At 68.6% G+C, this 15,513-nt stretch carries 12 protein-coding genes and 2 pseudogenes; 8 read left to right on the forward strand and 6 right to left on the reverse strand.

Translation table 11 applies throughout. The features are described from left to right. The first annotated feature begins 310 nt into the window (after positions 1 to 310). Positions 311 to 715 (forward strand): hypothetical protein, encoded by a 405-nt coding sequence (locus ACGFI2_RS29605; protein WP_393523212.1) that lies wholly within the window; start codon positions 311 to 313, stop codon positions 713 to 715. 66 nt (positions 716 to 781) lie between these two features. Beyond that, a pseudogene (locus ACGFI2_RS29610) lies at positions 782 to 922 on the forward strand (IS5/IS1182 family transposase); the annotation flags it as partial. Between the two features lie 193 nt (positions 923 to 1,115). On the opposite strand, the gene ACGFI2_RS29615 reads toward ACGFI2_RS29610, so the two are convergent. Next, positions 1,116 to 2,177 carry a hypothetical protein gene (locus ACGFI2_RS29615; RefSeq protein ID WP_393523215.1) on the reverse strand — a complete coding sequence of 354 codons (1,062 nt, stop codon included), beginning with the start codon at positions 2,175 to 2,177 and terminating at the stop codon, positions 1,116 to 1,118. Positions 2,178 to 2,372: 195 nt separating this feature from the next. Between ACGFI2_RS29615 and ACGFI2_RS29620 the strand changes: the two genes are divergently transcribed. Further along, positions 2,373 to 3,551, forward strand: a complete 1,179-nt coding sequence (locus ACGFI2_RS29620; protein WP_393523218.1) for an FUSC family protein — start codon at positions 2,373 to 2,375, stop codon at positions 3,549 to 3,551. Between the two features lie 185 nt (positions 3,552 to 3,736). Here the strand turns inward: ACGFI2_RS29620 and ACGFI2_RS29625 are convergent, their stop codons facing one another. Continuing rightward, positions 3,737 to 4,876: a zinc-binding dehydrogenase gene (locus ACGFI2_RS29625; protein WP_393523249.1), complete on the reverse strand. Its 1,140-nt coding sequence runs from the start codon at positions 4,874 to 4,876 to the stop codon at positions 3,737 to 3,739. Here ACGFI2_RS29625 and ACGFI2_RS29630 point away from each other — a divergent pair. Next, entirely contained in the window at positions 4,777 to 5,172 is a 396-nt protein-coding gene (locus ACGFI2_RS29630; RefSeq protein WP_393523220.1) for a CPCC family cysteine-rich protein, read from the forward strand. The two genes, ACGFI2_RS29625 and ACGFI2_RS29630, sit on opposite strands and share 100 nt — an antisense overlap. A 99-nt stretch (positions 5,173 to 5,271) precedes the next feature. Here the strand turns inward: ACGFI2_RS29630 and lepB are convergent, their stop codons facing one another. After that, on the reverse strand, positions 5,272 to 5,916 hold the full coding sequence (gene lepB, locus ACGFI2_RS29635; protein WP_393523223.1) for a signal peptidase I: 645 nt from the start codon (positions 5,914 to 5,916) through the stop codon (positions 5,272 to 5,274). Between the two features lie 261 nt (positions 5,917 to 6,177). On the opposite strand from lepB, the gene ACGFI2_RS29640 reads away from it, so the two are divergent. Continuing rightward, positions 6,178 to 7,791 (forward strand): hypothetical protein, encoded by a 1,614-nt coding sequence (locus tag ACGFI2_RS29640; RefSeq protein ID WP_393523226.1) that lies wholly within the window; start codon positions 6,178 to 6,180, stop codon positions 7,789 to 7,791. Positions 7,792 to 8,231: 440 nt separating this feature from the next. Here ACGFI2_RS29640 and ACGFI2_RS29645 read toward each other — a convergent pair whose 3' ends face one another. Next, positions 8,232 to 9,158, reverse strand: a complete 927-nt coding sequence (locus tag ACGFI2_RS29645; RefSeq protein WP_393523229.1) for an HPP family protein — start codon at positions 9,156 to 9,158, stop codon at positions 8,232 to 8,234. A gap of 411 nt (positions 9,159 to 9,569) precedes the next feature. Between ACGFI2_RS29645 and ACGFI2_RS29650 the strand changes: the two genes are divergently transcribed. Beyond that, positions 9,570 to 11,945 (forward strand): glycoside hydrolase family 65 protein, encoded by a 2,376-nt coding sequence (locus ACGFI2_RS29650; protein WP_393523232.1) that lies wholly within the window; start codon positions 9,570 to 9,572, stop codon positions 11,943 to 11,945. Between the two features lie 83 nt (positions 11,946 to 12,028). On the opposite strand, the gene ACGFI2_RS29655 is transcribed toward ACGFI2_RS29650, so the two are convergent. Continuing rightward, positions 12,029 to 12,931, reverse strand: coding sequence for a universal stress protein (locus tag ACGFI2_RS29655; RefSeq protein WP_393523235.1), 903 nt, complete (start codon positions 12,929 to 12,931; stop codon positions 12,029 to 12,031). A 292-nt stretch (positions 12,932 to 13,223) separates the two neighbouring features. Between ACGFI2_RS29655 and ygiD the strand changes: the two genes are divergently transcribed. Beyond that, positions 13,224 to 14,069, forward strand: coding sequence for a 4,5-DOPA dioxygenase extradiol (gene ygiD, locus ACGFI2_RS29660; RefSeq protein ID WP_393523238.1), 846 nt, complete (start codon positions 13,224 to 13,226; stop codon positions 14,067 to 14,069). A gap of 156 nt (positions 14,070 to 14,225) precedes the next feature. On the opposite strand, the gene ACGFI2_RS29665 is transcribed toward ygiD, so the two are convergent. Then, positions 14,226 to 14,801, reverse strand: a complete 576-nt coding sequence (locus tag ACGFI2_RS29665) for an NADPH-dependent F420 reductase (protein ID WP_393523240.1) — start codon at positions 14,799 to 14,801, stop codon at positions 14,226 to 14,228. 531 nt (positions 14,802 to 15,332) lie between these two features. Between ACGFI2_RS29665 and ACGFI2_RS29670 the strand changes: the two are divergent. Next, positions 15,333 to 15,513, forward strand: a pseudogene (locus ACGFI2_RS29670) (RNA polymerase sigma factor SigF); the annotation flags it as partial.

A 15,513-nucleotide genomic window follows, 5' to 3' on the forward strand; every position in this document is an offset into this window, starting at 1 on the left:
TCTGCCGGAGAGATCGTGGTTGGCCGGACAGCTCGACAAGCCAGTGGAAGCGGCGGAGGCCCACCTGTTCGCCGTCGATCCGTAGCGCGTAGCCGGGGCCCCGTTTGGTCTCCAGCTCAGCAGGCCCGAGGTCGATCCGACGCTTCGCTGCCCAGAGCTCAATCGGCCCGAAGGCCCTGAACCCCACCACGGTCTCATCAAGTTCCAGGATCACAACGTCAGCAAGGTTTCGGCAAGCTTTTGGCGAGACGTGTGGGTGACGGTGGCAGCAGTCATCCGGCCGCCGGCCGGACATACCGGAGGGACCTCCATGCGCAGTCGAGTTCGCCGCGTCGCGGCAGCCGCCACCACCGCCGCCTGCCTGGGGCTGATGATGCCGACCCCAGCCCAAGCCGCAAGCGGGGGTGGCTGCACGGGTGACTATCCAATCAGCTCGTGCATCTCGTTCAGCGGTAGCAACGCCATTGGCGACTTCTACATGAATGCGACGCCGGACGGGAGCCGATGCACCGCTTTGTGGCGCATCGAGAGCACCACCACCGGCAACAGCAGTTGGCGGACCGAAGCCCTGGGTCGAACGGGCCGATTTGGCCCCCGGACCCATCCGGTCGTCACCATGCCCTACCGGAACGGATCCGCTGTCACCGTGGTCGAGGTGTACACCTGCAGCGGCGCCTTCCACGGCCGGTACGTCAGTCCCCGGGTGTATTGGTGATCATCTGACGGTAGGTCCGCACACCTTGTACGGCGGCCTGATCCGACCATGAGGCAGGATGCCCGAGTGCAGGTGATCACGGCAGCCCGCCCGAGACGGATCCTCCCGTTCACCGGGTTGCAGCCCGCTCAGTTCCGTAAGTTGGTCCGGCTGGTCACGGAGGGCATCTCTGATGGCCGGCCGGGCTGGCAGTGGGCCCTGGATCTCAATGAGCCATTTTCATCGTGATCAAAGGGCCTGAGCAGCTAATACTCCAGCAGGAGATCCGTCCTGGCCTGCTGCCGACGAAGAACTGCTGGACGATCGCGGAACACGCTGGTGACGACGGACCGGGCGGGATGCAGGACCTGATCGGTCGGGCCAGGTGGGACGCCGATGACGAACGGCGTGGTCGCCTCTGCTACCGGCGGTCACGGTCGCCGGTCTCGACGGCCAGTTCCGCCCGGAGCGCGGCCAGCACCAGCAGGTTCACCGCCAAGCCGACCAGCGCGAACAACTGAACGGCGATGAAGGCGACGAACTGTCCGACGAACAGCGCCACCAGCGCGGCCCAGTAGAAGAGACGAAGCGCCGTGGCCCGTGCACCGCGCAACAGCCGCACGACCCCGAGCAGGCCGCACACCCCGACGCCGAGGACGGTCGCGGCCGTGCCGATGGTCACGGCGTTCAGCGGTGGTGTGGTGTCGCCGCGCCGGATGAACTCGGTAACCGGGGCGGCGACGATGCCTGCGGCAAGAACGAAGAACAGGCCGACGGCGGCACGGCGTACGACGGGATGGGTGGCAACCGCCTCCAGGCTGGTCAGCGCACGGTCCACGAAACGTGTGAGGCTGGTCCATCGACTCGGCCGCCGGGCGCGCCCAGGGGCCTGATCAAGGAGCGCGCAGACCTCTGGCGCCGGCCGATCGTCGTCGCTGAGCAGGTTCAGCGCTCGCCGGCGGCGGCGCTCACTGAGACGTCCCACCGCCAGGTCGGTCAGTGCGCCGTAGGCATAGCTCAGTTGCTCGGCCCGGGAGGGGGGACGGCGCTCGGACAAATATCGTACGAACAGGAAGACGGCGATGAACACGGCGTAGATCAGCGCGATCGTCGGTTGAAAGAAGTAGTTGGTGTCCTGGGTGATGAACTTGCCCAACTCGTCGATGAAGGTGCCGAAACCGGCGCCCCCGATCCAGGCCGCCGCGTTCCGCACCCGACTGCCCACGAACAGCAACAGCAGCAGCAGTGCGACCAGCATCCCCAGCCCGCCCCACAGCATGTGCGAGATGTGCAGCCCCGAGCCGCCCACCTGGGGATATCCGGTGGCCGCCAGGAAACCGCGGATGGCCAGAACGGCGACCACAGCGGCGAGCAGGAACGCCTCTGCCAGCTCGAAGCCGGTCAGGTCCCGGGTCAATCCAGAACGCTGCTCGACGGCGGACTCGCCGTGGGCGCCGGTCCATCCCGCACTGTCGTCAGCCATCACCGCCGGCCCGGCGGTGATGGCCGGGAACTGCGCCCCGCACCGGTTGCGAATCCACGTTCCGACCGTACCGGCGTCGACCTGCGCGGCACGTCAAACCGGCCCCTTCCGCGGCAGCGGCAGTGACGCTGCATTCACCCCAACTTGGACCGGGTGTTCTGATTTAGCGGCCGCAACCGGGGGATACCCGGTGGCATGCGCAAGCTGCACCGATTGCGGCAGGCACCCGAGCCGAACGCCCCATACCGTCCGTACGCGACGCAGGTCGACGAGGCCCTCGACACTTGGCGGCAGCGGACTCGGGCCACTGGACGAGACCGAAGGCGGCAACTGGGCATCTACTCCGTGCTGGCCGTTCAAGCGGGTTTCGCGGCCGGCCTTGCGTGGGTCGTGGCGGGAAGGATCGGGATCAGTACGCACAACCCGGTGTTCGCGCCGATCGCGGCCGTCGGCACGGTGGCGGCCGCCATCGGCCAGCGGCTCCGCCGGGTCGTCGAACTCGTCGTCGGCGTCGTGCTCGGCATCGGGATCGCGAACGCCATCCTGGCGATCGTCGGACACGGAGCGGCGCAGACAGCTCTTATCGTCACCGCCACGATTCTGATCGCGATCGCACTGTCAGGCCGTGGAGGTCTGGTGACACAGGCGGGTGGAACTGCCGTGTTGGTTTCCGCGGTCCCACCAAACGCCCCGAGCGTGGAGTTGACCCAACTGGTCAACGCCGTGACCGGCGGCGTGATCGGCCTGGTGGTGGTCATCGCACTCTTCCCGCTGAACCCGCTACGGATCATGCACAAGGCCGCTGCTCCTGCGATGAGACGGCTGGCAGAGCAACTGACCGCAACGGGACGAGCGCTAGCAGACCAGGACGTCTCGCGCATTGAGAAGGCGCTTCAGGAGCTTCGCGACATGGGCGGTGAGCTGGCCCGGCTGTCCGACGCCATTCAGGGCGCCCGCGAGGTTGTGCAGTACTCACCGCAACGGCGTCACTGGCGGAGCCCGCTTCAGCAGTACAGCGAGGGCGCAGAGCACCTCAACCGGGCGGTGCTGGCCAGCCGAGGTCTCACTCGCAAGGCGATCGCTCTCATCGTCGACAGTGAGAAACTTCCGCCTCCGCTACCCGAAGCAGTCACCAGCCTCGGCCTGGCAGTCCATGACCTGGACCAGGACTTCAGCGCCGGACGAGAGCCTCATCGAGCACGCCACCGGTCCCTGACTGCCGTCTGCCAGGCCAGCGATGCATGCCGCACCGGTCTCGGGCTGTCCGGCACAGCGATGGTCGCACAAGTCCGCACGATCGCCGGGGAACTCCTCCAAGCAACGTCGGTCGGTCGCGCCGATGCCAACCGGCTGGTCCGCCAAGCCGCGGACTGACCTGCCGTCAGAGGGGCATGTCATCGATCGTCGGACCCTGCCCCTGGGGCAGGGTCAAGTCCTGCGGTGGTGGTTGTTGGTGTAGGGCTGTTGTCGGTCAGTGTTTCCTGCCAGGCGCAGCTCCGCCATGCGCTCGAGGTCACCGGTGGTCAGGTCGACGGCCATCCCGATCACGACCGTCGTCGTCAGTAGGCGACGACGGGCTTGATGACGGCGCCGGAGGCGGAGTCCTCGAAGCCGGTGTTGATGTCCTCCAGGGAGTAGGTCTTCACGAGCTTCTCGAAGGGGAACTTGCCCTGCTTCCAGAGGTCGATCAGTCGCGGGATGAACACCTGCGGCACCGCCGACCCCTCGATGACCGTCTTGAAGGTCCAGCCCTTGGTCAGCGAGCTGCCGACCTCGAAGCTGACCTCCTCGCCGGGCGCGGCCGCGCCGACGGCGACGAGCACACCCCGCGTGCCGAGCGCGTCCGCAGCGTCCCGGACGACGCTTGAGATGGCGGTGGTGTCCAGCGCGTAGTTCACGCTCCGCCCGCCGGTGATCTTCTCCAGCTCGGCGTGCAGGTCCTGGGTCGAGGAGTTGATCGTGTGCGTCGCGCCCAGCTCCCGGGCCAGCTCCAGACGGGAGTCGTGGATGTCGACGCCGATGATCGTGGAGCACGACACGGCCGCCGCCGCCATCAGCGCGGCGAAGCCGACGGCTCCGCTCCCGAAGACGACGATCGATGTCCCGGGCTCCGGCCGCATCTCGTTGAGCACGGCCCCGGCGCCGGTGTTGAGCCCGCACCCCAGCGGGCCGAGTAGCTCCAGCGGGGCGTCCTTGTCGACGACGATGACGCTGTTCTCGCTGACGTTGGCGTAGGTGGCGAAGGACGACTGCCCGAAGAAGTGGGAGCCGACCATCTCTCCGTCCTTGCTGAAGGCCGTGGTGCCATCGGGCCGGCGACAACCGAACAGCTCGGCGAAGCCGTTCTCGCAGTACATCGGCTCACCGCTGCGGCAGAAGGTGCACTTGCCGCAGTACGACGGCCCCAGCACGACGTGGTCACCTACCTGGACGCCGCGTACATCGGAGCCGACCTCTTCGACGACGCCAGAGCGGGTGCTCGTACCTGCCCGGGCAGGATCGCGCGGAGCCGGTGGAGCGGTAGCGCCACCTCGCTGCGGTGGGGCTTTCTGTATTGGGCTCGATGCTTGAACGGGATCGACAGCGAGAGGTGCAGACGATGGACGAGCATGCCGGTATGCAGGAGGGGCCGTCCGCGGAAGAACTCGCGAGCCGCACCAGGTGGTTTGAGCAGTACGTCGAGGCGTTGAACCAGCGATCTGTAGTGGCTGAAGCGGGTGGCGAACCGTACGCGTGTCCCTGCTGTCGGCACCCGACGCTTGAGGGGCGAGGTCAGTTCGAGATTTGCTTCGCCTGCGGCTGGGAGGACGACGGGCAGGATGACGAAGACGCTGACACGGTGCGAGGCGGCCCCAACGGTTCGCTCAGTCTGACGGATGCCCGGCGTGCCTACGCCGAACGGCCGGTCAGCCTGGCAGATGCGCGGCGTGCCTATGCCAGACGACAAGCCCGTTGGGAAGAGCGCAGACGCCGATCGGCGCCCGAGACGACTTGACGTGATTGGATCGCACGCCGATCGGCCCTTGATGGCAGCGCCCGTACGTACGTCAAGGCCCGCTTGACGTGGCGGACCGGGCGGCGGTCCGCGCCCCGGTCAGCGGGGGCCGTCCGGCACCGCGTCGAAGGTTCCCGGGACCGGGAGCCAGCGGGCCCGGCTGAACGGCCAGAAGAGGGTGAAGGCGCGCCCCACCACCGCATTTTCGGAGATCGTCGACTCCTGGATGTCCTTGGACCCCTTCCAGTGCTGCAGAGAGTCGGCGGAGGCGGAGCGGTGGTCGCCCATCACCCAGAGCCGACCGGCGGGGATGGTGACGTCGAAGTCCTGATCGGCCGGCTTGTCCTGGATGCCGCTCGCGTCGGTGTAGACGTAGGGCTCATCGAGGGGCTTCCCGTTGACCATGATCCGGCCCTGGGCGTCACAGCACGTAATGTGATCACCGCCCACGCCGAGCACCCGCTTGATGAAGTCTTCTCCCTCGGAGGTGCTCCACCGCTCGGGGGCCTCGAAGACGAGGATCTCCCCGCGCCTCGGCGAGCGGAAGTCGTAGACGAGCTTGTTGACCAGCACGTGGTCGTGGATGTTGAGCGTGTGCTCCATCGACTGCGACGGGATCCAGAATGTCTGCATAACGAAGGCGCGGACCAAGAACGCGACGAGGACAGCGACACCCAGCAGGATGGGCAGCTCCTTCCAGAAGGAGCTGCGCGGCTTCGTCTTCTCGGTTTGCTCGTCAATCACGGGTGGAGCCTACGACGCCGAGGTCCGCGCGCACGCCGATCGTGGGGCGCGAAATGCGGCGGCGCCATCGGCGGGCTGCCGCCGTGGCCTGGCCCCGGCTGGATGGCAGGGGACGGCGGGTACCACGCTGTCCCGGGTGGACGCTCGGCGCCGAAGCCGGCCTGCCCGCCCCAATCCGTCTTTTGCCACCTACTGACCGGCTTTCCGCCGGCCGCCGCCGACGGGGCAACGAAGCCTGAGACCGGCTGCTATACACCCTGCATGTCAAACGCCCCCATCGGCATGCTGGCCCGTGCGGCGCTCGCCGTCGTCACCTCGGTGGCCGCGCTCGCCACCGCCGCGCCACCGGCCGCCGCCGCGGCCAGCACCCTCAGCCTTCAGGCCCTTAAGTTCTCCCCCGCCGCGGTGGACGCCAGCGGCGACGGCGCCGTCGTGCCGCTGACGTTCAGCGTGCGCAACCGCGACGACGCCGCCCAGGACATGTACGGCACCCTCCTGCTCCAGCAGGCCGGCCCCACCCCCGGCAGCTACGTCGGCCAGACTTACGAGGTCGACTTCCGATTCAACGAGACCTGGTACGCCAAGGCCCGCTGGTTGTCCGGCACCCCGCAGAAGTCGACCTACCAGTACGACTTCGTGGTGCCGCGGTACGCGGCCACCACCTCCGCCCGCTGGGTGGTGACCCGCTTCGAAGCGCACGACGAGCGCGGGGGCTCGCTCGTCCTGGGCTCGGCCGCACTGCGGGAGGAGTACGGCGGCAAGCTGACCGCCAAGACCCGGGTCGACTCAACCGCCCCGTCCCTGAGCTGGGGCTACCTGGAGCCGATCAGCGGCGCCCGGCCTTATGCATACGTACGTGGCCATGAGGCGGCGCTGCGCTACAACCTCTCGATCACCGACACCGAGTCCGGCTTCTGGAAGGGCAGCCTGACCCTCACCGGACCGGACGGTCGCACCGCCGTGGGCCGGTTCGAGGCGGACTTCTACCGGCCGGACCCGCATTGCGGGACGTACACGGCCAACGACCCCAACTACCCCAGCTGCAACGTCGAGGTGCGCATCCCGGCGGACGCGGCATCCGGGACCTGGCGGGTCACGGAGCTGGCGCTGACCGACAACGCCGGCAACCGGGGCGTCGTGACCGAGCACGGCCTGGAGTCGATCACCGTCACCTCCAACGAGACCCTGAGCGCCAGCGAGTTCGCGGCCAACCCGAACCCGGTCGACAACTGGCGGAGCACGGTCGAGGTCCAGGTGGGCATGGCAGTCACCGGTGCGCGGGACGGCGTCCGGGAGATCGTGCTCGACTTCGACAACCACGGTTGCCTGCAGACCTCGACGACGCCGACGATCCGGACCGACGGCACGGTGAGCGTGCCGGTACGGGTATACAGCACCACGAAGAAGTGCACCGTGACCGGCATCGCGCTCCGCGACGGCGCTGGTGCCCTCGCCCTTTACGGCAGCCGGTACGACGCCTCGGACCCGAAGGTCACCATCACCCAGCTGGCCAACACGACCCCACCGACCGCCAGTGACGTGTCGCTGACCCCGACCAGCGTGGCCAGCAGCGCGGCGGCGAACACCACGCCGGTCGTCACCATGGCCGTCACCGCCCCGGTCGCACCCTTGAGCAGCTGCTGGCTCTACCTGTACGGGGCCGACGGGCAGGTGGTGGCCCAGCAGGGCGGCGGCTGCGGTACCGGCCCGGACGGGCGGCTCGCCATCTACGGGTACCTGCCGTGGGGCATCGCTCCCGGCGTATACACGTACGGTTTCACGCTCGGCGACGCCAGCCGGCTGAGCACCACGTACGGACCGGAGGGCAAGGCCATGCCGGGCGGCCCGCTCACCCTGACGGTCACCGAGGGCTGACCCCCCGGGGCCGGTCCCGCGCACCAACGGGCGCGAGGCCGGCCCCGGTCTCAGCGGCGGTCACCGAACCTCAACGGCCCCGACGGCGGCATCGCAGCCGCCGCGCCGCTGGCGACGAGGACGCGGTACGGGTACGTCCGGTGCTCTGACAGCCGAGAAGGCCGCAGACTCATCGGCCGACGCGGCGCTCTCCGCGAGCCGGACGCGACGACGGAACTCGTTCACGTTGCAGCGCCAGTTCCACTCATGCTCGGTAGTCGGCTTCGTGAGCCCTGTTAGGCCGATACGCCCGTTCCTGCTGTAGGGGTAGTCGAGGACGACCTGGCCCAGGGACGGCTTTCCGCTGCCGAATTGCCGGAAGCGGGAAGCGTTCGTAGACGACTTCGGCGAACCCCGGGCCACCGACGGCGCGCGGCCGATCGCCTTCCTGCGCGTGCTGGTCACCAGTTGGTCGGCGGGTCACTGGCCGGGAACGACTGGCGGCCCCACTCGTCGACGATGTCACCGGTGAGGCGGAGTGCACCGGTAGCCGCGCCGGATGGCGTTCCCCCCGAATCGCGTGACGGTTCCTCGAACTCAATACCTACCGGGTGTTCCGGGCTGCTGAAGGGTGCCGGTTCCGCGATGCCGGTGGCCGTGGTGTCACGAGTACCGCCCGTGGGGGGTGTGTCGTGACGCCGGCCGTCCCACCAACCGTGCATCGCGTCGAGTGCCGGTGGCTGCGGCGCTGGCGTTCGGGTGATGTCATCGGTGTCGAAGGTGAGCCGGTCGACGACCTCGGTGACGCCGGCGACCGCTTGGGTCAGGCCAACCGCTGCCAGGACCGTGCTCTTGCGGGCGACGTGTCCGACGAGCGTGACCACGCCGTCGTCGACGGCGACGTCCACGCTGCTCGGCTCGAGCACAAGTATCCGGCGCAGGATCCGTTGGGCCACCTCATCGAGAATGACGGAGTCCAGCCGCGCGTGCACCTTCAGCAGGTCGCGGCGGGTGATGATGCCGAGCAGGTGGTTGTCAGCGTCGGTGACCAGTAGCCGTCCGATGTTGTAGCGGTGCATCCGCCGACCGGCGACGGCCAGCGACGCGTCCGGTCCGACGGTGATCGGAGGCCCGCTCATCACCTCGATTGCCGCCTGGTCAGGCCAGCGCACCTGGACAGGACGGTCGCGGCGCATCCATCCGCCACGAATGCCCCCTTCCAGTTCATCCGGGTCTATGGTGCGGCGCAGGTCGGTCCACGACACCACGCCGACGACGATGTCGAACTGGTTGACGATCGGCACACCGGTGATGTCGCGCTCGGTCAGGATGGCGGCCACTTCGGCGATGGACGCGTTGGCAGGGGCGCTGGTCACGTCGGTGGTCATTACGTTCCGTACGGGCCACATCGGCATAGCGCTTCTCCAGTTCTGGCCTAGACGGTACTGCTGACTGCTCGTAGTGGCTGGTTACGGGCTGGTGCCGCACTCACGCACGGTCGTGGTGCAGCCTGGGACTGCCTGTGGGGTCCGCAGTTGTAGAGGCCCTGGTGTTTGGCAAGCGTACGAGTGTGGGGCTTGATGTGCACGCATGATCAGTCGCCTCCGCGGCCGCGGACGGCGTCCCCAGCGGAGGCGCTCGGGATAGCGGTGGTTTTGTCCATCCTTCGAGCTGTTGCGTGGTGGCTGGTCCAGCACGCCGTCCATGCGCCGGGAGCGGCCAGCGGAATACCATGACAGCGTGAAACTCTTGCCGCTCGACTCGTTCTCTGCCTCTGCTGCGGCCGGACCAGGCGTCGCATGATCAGCGACAGCGTGTTCCCGGTCGAGGCATGGCAGGTCCGGGAGGCGGCACTGGTTCTCGATCAGCTTGCCCAGACGGAGTCCGTGCTCGCTCTGTCCAACGGTCATATCGGGTTGCGGGGCAACCTGGACGAGGGCGAGCCGCACGTCATCCTGGGCACCTACCTCAACTCGTTCTACGAGCAGCGGCCCCTGCCCTATCCAGAGGGCGGCTACGGCTACCCCGAGCAGGGGCAGACCGTCGTCAACGTCACCGACGGCAAGGTCATCCGGCTGATGGTCGACGACGAACCGTTCCAGGTGACGCGTGGCCAGTTGGTCGCCCATGAACGCGTACTGGACCTTCGTGCCGGACTGCTGCGGCGGTGCGTCGAGTGGATCTCGCCGGCCGGGCGCCGGGTGCGCATCCGCAGTCAGCGGCTGGTCTCCTTCACCCAGCGTGCCGTTGCCGCCATCGACTACGAGGTCGAGGCGGTTGATCACGAGGTCCGCATCACGGTGCAATCCGGGTTGGTGGCCAACGAGGAGCAGCCGCAGGAGTCCGCGGACCCCCGGGTAGCGGCCGCGCTGGACCGTCCACTGCTCGCGGTGGCGCAGGATCGCGAGCAGCACGGCGCGGTGCTGCTGCACCGCACTCGCGAGAGCGCCCTGTTGATGGGCGCGGGCATGGACCACGTGGTCGAGGCGCCCGGAGAGTACGACGAGGAGACCGACGTGCGCGGCGACTGGGCGCGCACCACCGTGGTGACCGTGCTGCGGCCCGGTGAGCGGCTGCGGATCACCAAGTTCCTCGGGTACGCGTGGAGTTCGTCGAGCTCGGCGGAGGCGTTGCGCGACCAGGTGGCGGCGGCGCTCAACAGCGCGCGATACGCCGGCTGGGACGGACTCGTGGCCGATCAACACGCCTACCTCGACGAGTTCTGGAACGCCGCCGACGTGGAGATCGACGGCGATCCGGTGCTGCAGCAGGCGGTGCGCTTCAGCCTGTTCCACGTGCTGCAGGCGGGCGCGCGGGCGGAGCGGCGGGCGATCCCGGCGAAGGGCCTGACCGGGCCCGGGTACGACGGGCACGCGTTCTGGGACACCGAGGGTTTCGTCCTGCCGCTGCTCACCTACATCGCTCCGCATGCGGCGGCCGACGCGCTGCGGTGGCGGCTCAGCATCCTCGACCACGCCCGGCACCGGGCACGGACGCTGGGCCTGGCCGGTGCGGCGTTCCCGTGGCGGACGATCCACGGCGAGGAGTGTTCGGCGTACTGGCCGGCTGGCACCGCGGCGCTGCACCTCAACGCCGTCATCGCGCGGGCCGTCGAGCGCTACCGTCAGGTCACCGGCGACGACTCGGTGGACGAGGAGTGTGGGCTGGAGATCCTGGTGGAGACCGCGCGGTTGTGGGTGTCGCATGGCCACCATGACGCCGACGGCGTGTGGCACGTCGATGGTGTCACCGGGCCCGACGAGTACAGCGCGGTCGCCGACGACAACGTCTTCACCAACCTGATGGCCGCCCGTAACCTGCGCGCCGCCGTACGGGCCTGCGTCCGTCACCCTGACGCCGCGGCCCGGCTCGGCGTCCGGCCGGATGAAGGGGACGCGTGGCAGGCGGCGGCTGAGGCGGTGCACGTCCCCTACGACGAGCGGCTCGGCGTGCATCCGCAGTCGGCTGGCTTCACCCGCTACGCGCGATGGGATTTTCCGGAGGAGCGCCTGGACGGCCCGCTGATGCTGCACGCGCCGTACTTCCAGCTGTATCGACGGCAGGTAGTCAAGCAGGCTGATCTGGTGTTGGCGATGCACTGGTGCGGGGAGGATTTCACCGTCGAGCAGAAGGCCCGCAACGTCGACTACTACGAGCGGATCACCACCCGCGACTCGTCGCTGTCGGCCTGCACCCAGGCGGTGATGTGCGCCGAGGTCGGCCACCTCGACCTGGCGCACGACTATGCGCGCGAAGCGGCCCTGGTCGACCTGCGGGATCTGCACGCGAACACCCGCGACGGCCTGCACATGGCCTCTCTGGCCGGAGCGTGGTCGACGATCGTCGAGGGCTTCGGCGGCCTACGCGAACATGGCGACGTGCTGGCGCTGGCGCCGCGGCTGCCCGAGGGCATCACCGGTCTGCGGTTCCGGCTGCGGCACCACGGCCTGCGGCTGCTCGTCGAGGCGGACCACGACACGGTACGGGTGAGCCTGCGTGACGGCGCCGCCGCGCGGCTGAGGATCCTGCTGTATGACGAGTCCGTCGAGGTGACGACCTCCGACCCGATCGAACGTCCGGTCGTGGCGCTGACACCGCTGCTTCCCAGGCCGAAGCAGCCTCCGGGTTACGCTCCCGAGCCCGCTACCCCGACTGGCCGCGTCGAGCGGTCATAACCCGGCCAGAGGCCGAAGCCGCCCGGGCGCGGCATCTCCTGACCGTCAGGGGCGGATGGCTACGTCCCGACCAGGGCCTGTTGCTACTTGCCGTGCTCGTCCGGGTGACTGCGGATCACGGCTACCGGACAAGGAGACCTGGCTACGCATTGTGTCGACACCGAGCCCATCAGAAGTCCCTTCCAACCCCCGTATCCGCGCGACCCGACGACCATCAGATCCGCATCGTCGGCGGCCTCCAGCAGCGAGGGGGCGGGGGAACCTTCGACCAGCCGGATCTCGACGTCCGTACGCGTGGCATCGATTGCACCGCGTCGCATGCTGTCCTGCAGCGTCTCCGCTGCCTGGACGGCGATCTCGTCGACGGCCTCCTGCTTCAGGCCTCCCGGACCTCCGGCGAATCCGAGATAGGGCGGGGACCAGGCATGTACGACCTGCAACCAAGCATGACGCCGGCGGGCCTCGTCATCGGCGAACCGCAATGCACGTACCGACTCAGGTGATCCGTCGACCCCGACCACCACGCGTCCCGCTTCGGGCCTCGGCTCCGGCTGGGGGACGACGATCACCGTGCCGGTCGCGTACTGGACACAGCCCTGGCTGACGGAGCCGAGCAGCGGGCCGGTGGCGCTGCCGCGTCCGCGCGAACCCACGACAAGTAGGGAGGTGCTGCCCGCCGCACGGGTCAGTTCCCTGACCGGGTGGCCGTACACGACGTCAGAGGTCATCGCGACGTCCGCCGCACCTTCCCGTGCGACCACCGCGTCCACGGCGGACGTGAGGTCCCGGAGGAGACCGGCCCGAAGGTCGGCCACGGAGTGCAGCGCCGCCAGCCGCTCGACCTCCAGGGGTGCGCCGCTCGGCTGCCAGACGTTGATCGCCCGCACGGGCAGATCTCGTATGCGGCCTTCCTCGAGCGCCCACGCCAGTGCACGGTCGGATCCCACCGAACCGTCGACGCCAACCACCACGCTGGTAAGGGGCACCCGCACCGCCTCTGATCGGTAGTCAACTGGATGGAAAGGGCTGCTCGTAGCCGGGTCGCCGGGCAGGTGACCGGCTGGGGCTCCAACGGCAGCCGCGCCCGGGGAGACAGTATCTCGATCCGCATCCCCGACATAGCTCGATCTCCGAGCCCCGAGGAGCGCTTCGGGCCCGAACTGCGGTGAGGTGGCACTATCGTGACAGTCAGGTCGCGCAGCCCGCGCCGTACGAACCGGTCCTCCACGGAGGGAAGCTCACGTGCCTTCAGACGTACAATCCGCCCTGGAGGTCGTGATGCCCGCGGCGTTCCTGGGCCACGGCAACCCCATGAACGCCCTCGAGGTCAACCGGTACACCTCCGCGTGGAGAGCCTTCGGCGCCGCGGTGCCGCGTCCTCGCGCGATCCTGGTGGTCAGTGCTCATTGGTACATCAATGCCACGGCCGTCACCGCGATGCCCCGGCCGAGGACCATCCACGACTTCTACGGGTTCCCCCAGGAGCTGTTCGAGGTGCAGTACCCGGCCCCGGGGCTGCCCGAACTGGCCGAGGAGGTCAGCGACGTCGTCCATCCGACCTGGGTCGGGGCCGACGTCGACAGCTGGGGCATCGACCACGGCACGTGGTCGGTGCTGTTGCACGCCTTTCCGGACGCGACGATTCCCGTCGTCCAGCTCAGCATCAACGCTGACAAGCCGCTTGACTACCATCTTCAACTCGGCGCCCGACTCGCTCCACTGCGCCGGCGCGGTGTGCTGATCGTGGCAAGCGGCAATGTCGTGCACAACCTGCGCGGCATGGACTGGGCGCTTACCGACGACGGCTTCGATTGGGCGCGACGCTTCGACGAGGACGCCGCGTCCCGGATGTTGACCGACCCGGGCGAGTACGCGACCCTCGACGCTCACGGGGACTTCCGCCGTGCGGTACCGACGCCCGATCACTTCATCCCGGCGTTGTACCTCGCCGGTCTCGCCGCTGCCATGGACGCCCCTGACACCGAGATTCTCGTTGACGGCTACGCCTACGGCTCGTTGTCCATGACGGCGTACACCCTGGGCATCTCCTGTCCCCAGGCCGACGGCCGGGGCGGAGCCCCCGAGCCGCCGCCCGGCCTGCCGCCGGACGGCTCCAACATCTGAGGGAGTGCCGGCTGCTCGTTGCCCAAGGCGCGCAGCGGCCGGTCACGAGACGGTCGACGGCTCGCCTGCGTCGTTGACGCTGCGCGACCGATGTGAGGCGACCTGGTGGAGTGGCGGCCGGCCGCGGCGCCGGCCGCCGGACGGCGTACGGGCGCGTCAGGCCACAACGCCGAAGCCGCCGTTCCAGGTGACCTTCTCGCTCGCGGCCAGGGTGAGCTGCAGGAAGCCCAGAGCCTCCAGTTCCCGTGCCCGCTTGAGCCCGCCGGCGTCGATCGCCTTCAGGCCGCCTCCGCTGACCACCTCGATGAGGGCGGCCTTGGCGTCGGCGTCGTCTCCGGCGACCAGCACGGTCGTGGCCAACGGGCCGACGGTGCCGGCCGCCAGCGTGCCGGCGAAGGTCGTGTTGAACGCCTTGAGCACCCGAGAGCCGGGCAGCTTCGCGGCGATCGCGTCGGCAGCCGAGCCGTCAGCGGGCACGGTGAGGGAGTCGAAGGTCGCAAAGTCGACCGGGTTGGTGATGTCCACGACGATCCTGCCCGCCAACTGGTCGCCCCGCTGGGCGATCACCTCGGCGACGGCCGGGTGGGGAACCGCGAGGACGACGATGTCTCCGGTGACCGGCTGGTCGGCATCCGCCTTGCCGAGCGACTGGACACTGTTGCCGCCCTGGGTGACGACGCCGGCGATGGCCTGGCCCATGGTGCCGGTGCCGATGATCGAGACCTGTGTCATGATCTTCCTTCCGTTGCTACAGTTGAACTCTCAACTAAAACCTTAACAGATTTATTTGCGCAGTCAACTACTTGGCCTGGGGCGTGGCGCCGTTGCTGGCTGTCCCCTGTGGTTGTAACAGTCCCAGCCGGGTGCATCGGTGGTTTCGGCGAGATGTGCCGCCGGTCGCCTCAGACGCCGAGGTTCTACCACTCCGAAGGTCTGCGTCCGGGTGAGCATCCTCGTCAGGCGTTGGCGACGAAGGGTGCCGCTGCCGGACAGAGGTTCAGTCCAGGTTGTTGGACTGCCAAACGGCGAGCTCGGCGGGAGTGGGCCGCCGATCTTGTTGATCAGCCAGCTGATGGCCTTGCAACCCGTGAACTCGTAGGCCTCGTCGGTGGGAAAACGCCCGTATTTATGCTTATCGCGTAGCTTATCCATCAGCCGAACGGTTGATTACCGCTGCCGTGTCGTCTAGAGTTCGGTCGCTGGCCGGTGCTTGGGGTGCCAGTTCGCACGAAGGCGGGAGAGGGCAGCATGACCACGATGACCATGGCACGGTCCGTCACCGAGGTGCACCGCGCGCCGCAGACCGGTGAGGAGAACCGGGCCGGCGAGCTGATCGCGGCGCTTGCCGAACTGCCGGCGGGCCACCCCCGGCGGGCCGCCCTGCGCAACCAGGTCATCGAGGCGTGGCTGCCGCTGGCCAACCACCTGGCCGCCCGCTACAGCG

This window comes from Micromonospora sp. NPDC049282, from assembly GCF_043197045.1.
Classification (GTDB): domain Bacteria; phylum Actinomycetota; class Actinomycetes; order Mycobacteriales; family Micromonosporaceae; genus Micromonospora.

Coding starts and splice junctions, on each gene's coding strand:
- ACGFI2_RS29605 (WP_393523212.1), top strand. CDS start 311: ATGCGCAGTCGAGTTCGCCGCGTCGCGGCAGCCGCCACCACCGCCGCC.
- ACGFI2_RS29615 (WP_393523215.1), bottom strand. CDS start 2,177: ATGGCTGACGACAGTGCGGGATGGACCGGCGCCCACGGCGAGTCCGCC.
- ACGFI2_RS29620 (WP_393523218.1), top strand. CDS start 2,373: ATGCGCAAGCTGCACCGATTGCGGCAGGCACCCGAGCCGAACGCCCCA.
- ACGFI2_RS29630 (WP_393523220.1), top strand. CDS start 4,777: ATGGACGAGCATGCCGGTATGCAGGAGGGGCCGTCCGCGGAAGAACTC.
- ACGFI2_RS29640 (WP_393523226.1), top strand. CDS start 6,178: ATGTCAAACGCCCCCATCGGCATGCTGGCCCGTGCGGCGCTCGCCGTC.
- ACGFI2_RS29645 (WP_393523229.1), bottom strand. CDS start 9,158: ATGACCACCGACGTGACCAGCGCCCCTGCCAACGCGTCCATCGCCGAA.
- ACGFI2_RS29650 (WP_393523232.1), top strand. CDS start 9,570: ATGATCAGCGACAGCGTGTTCCCGGTCGAGGCATGGCAGGTCCGGGAG.
- ygiD (WP_393523238.1), top strand. CDS start 13,224: ATGCCCGCGGCGTTCCTGGGCCACGGCAACCCCATGAACGCCCTCGAG.
- ACGFI2_RS29665 (WP_393523240.1), bottom strand. CDS start 14,801: ATGACACAGGTCTCGATCATCGGCACCGGCACCATGGGCCAGGCCATC.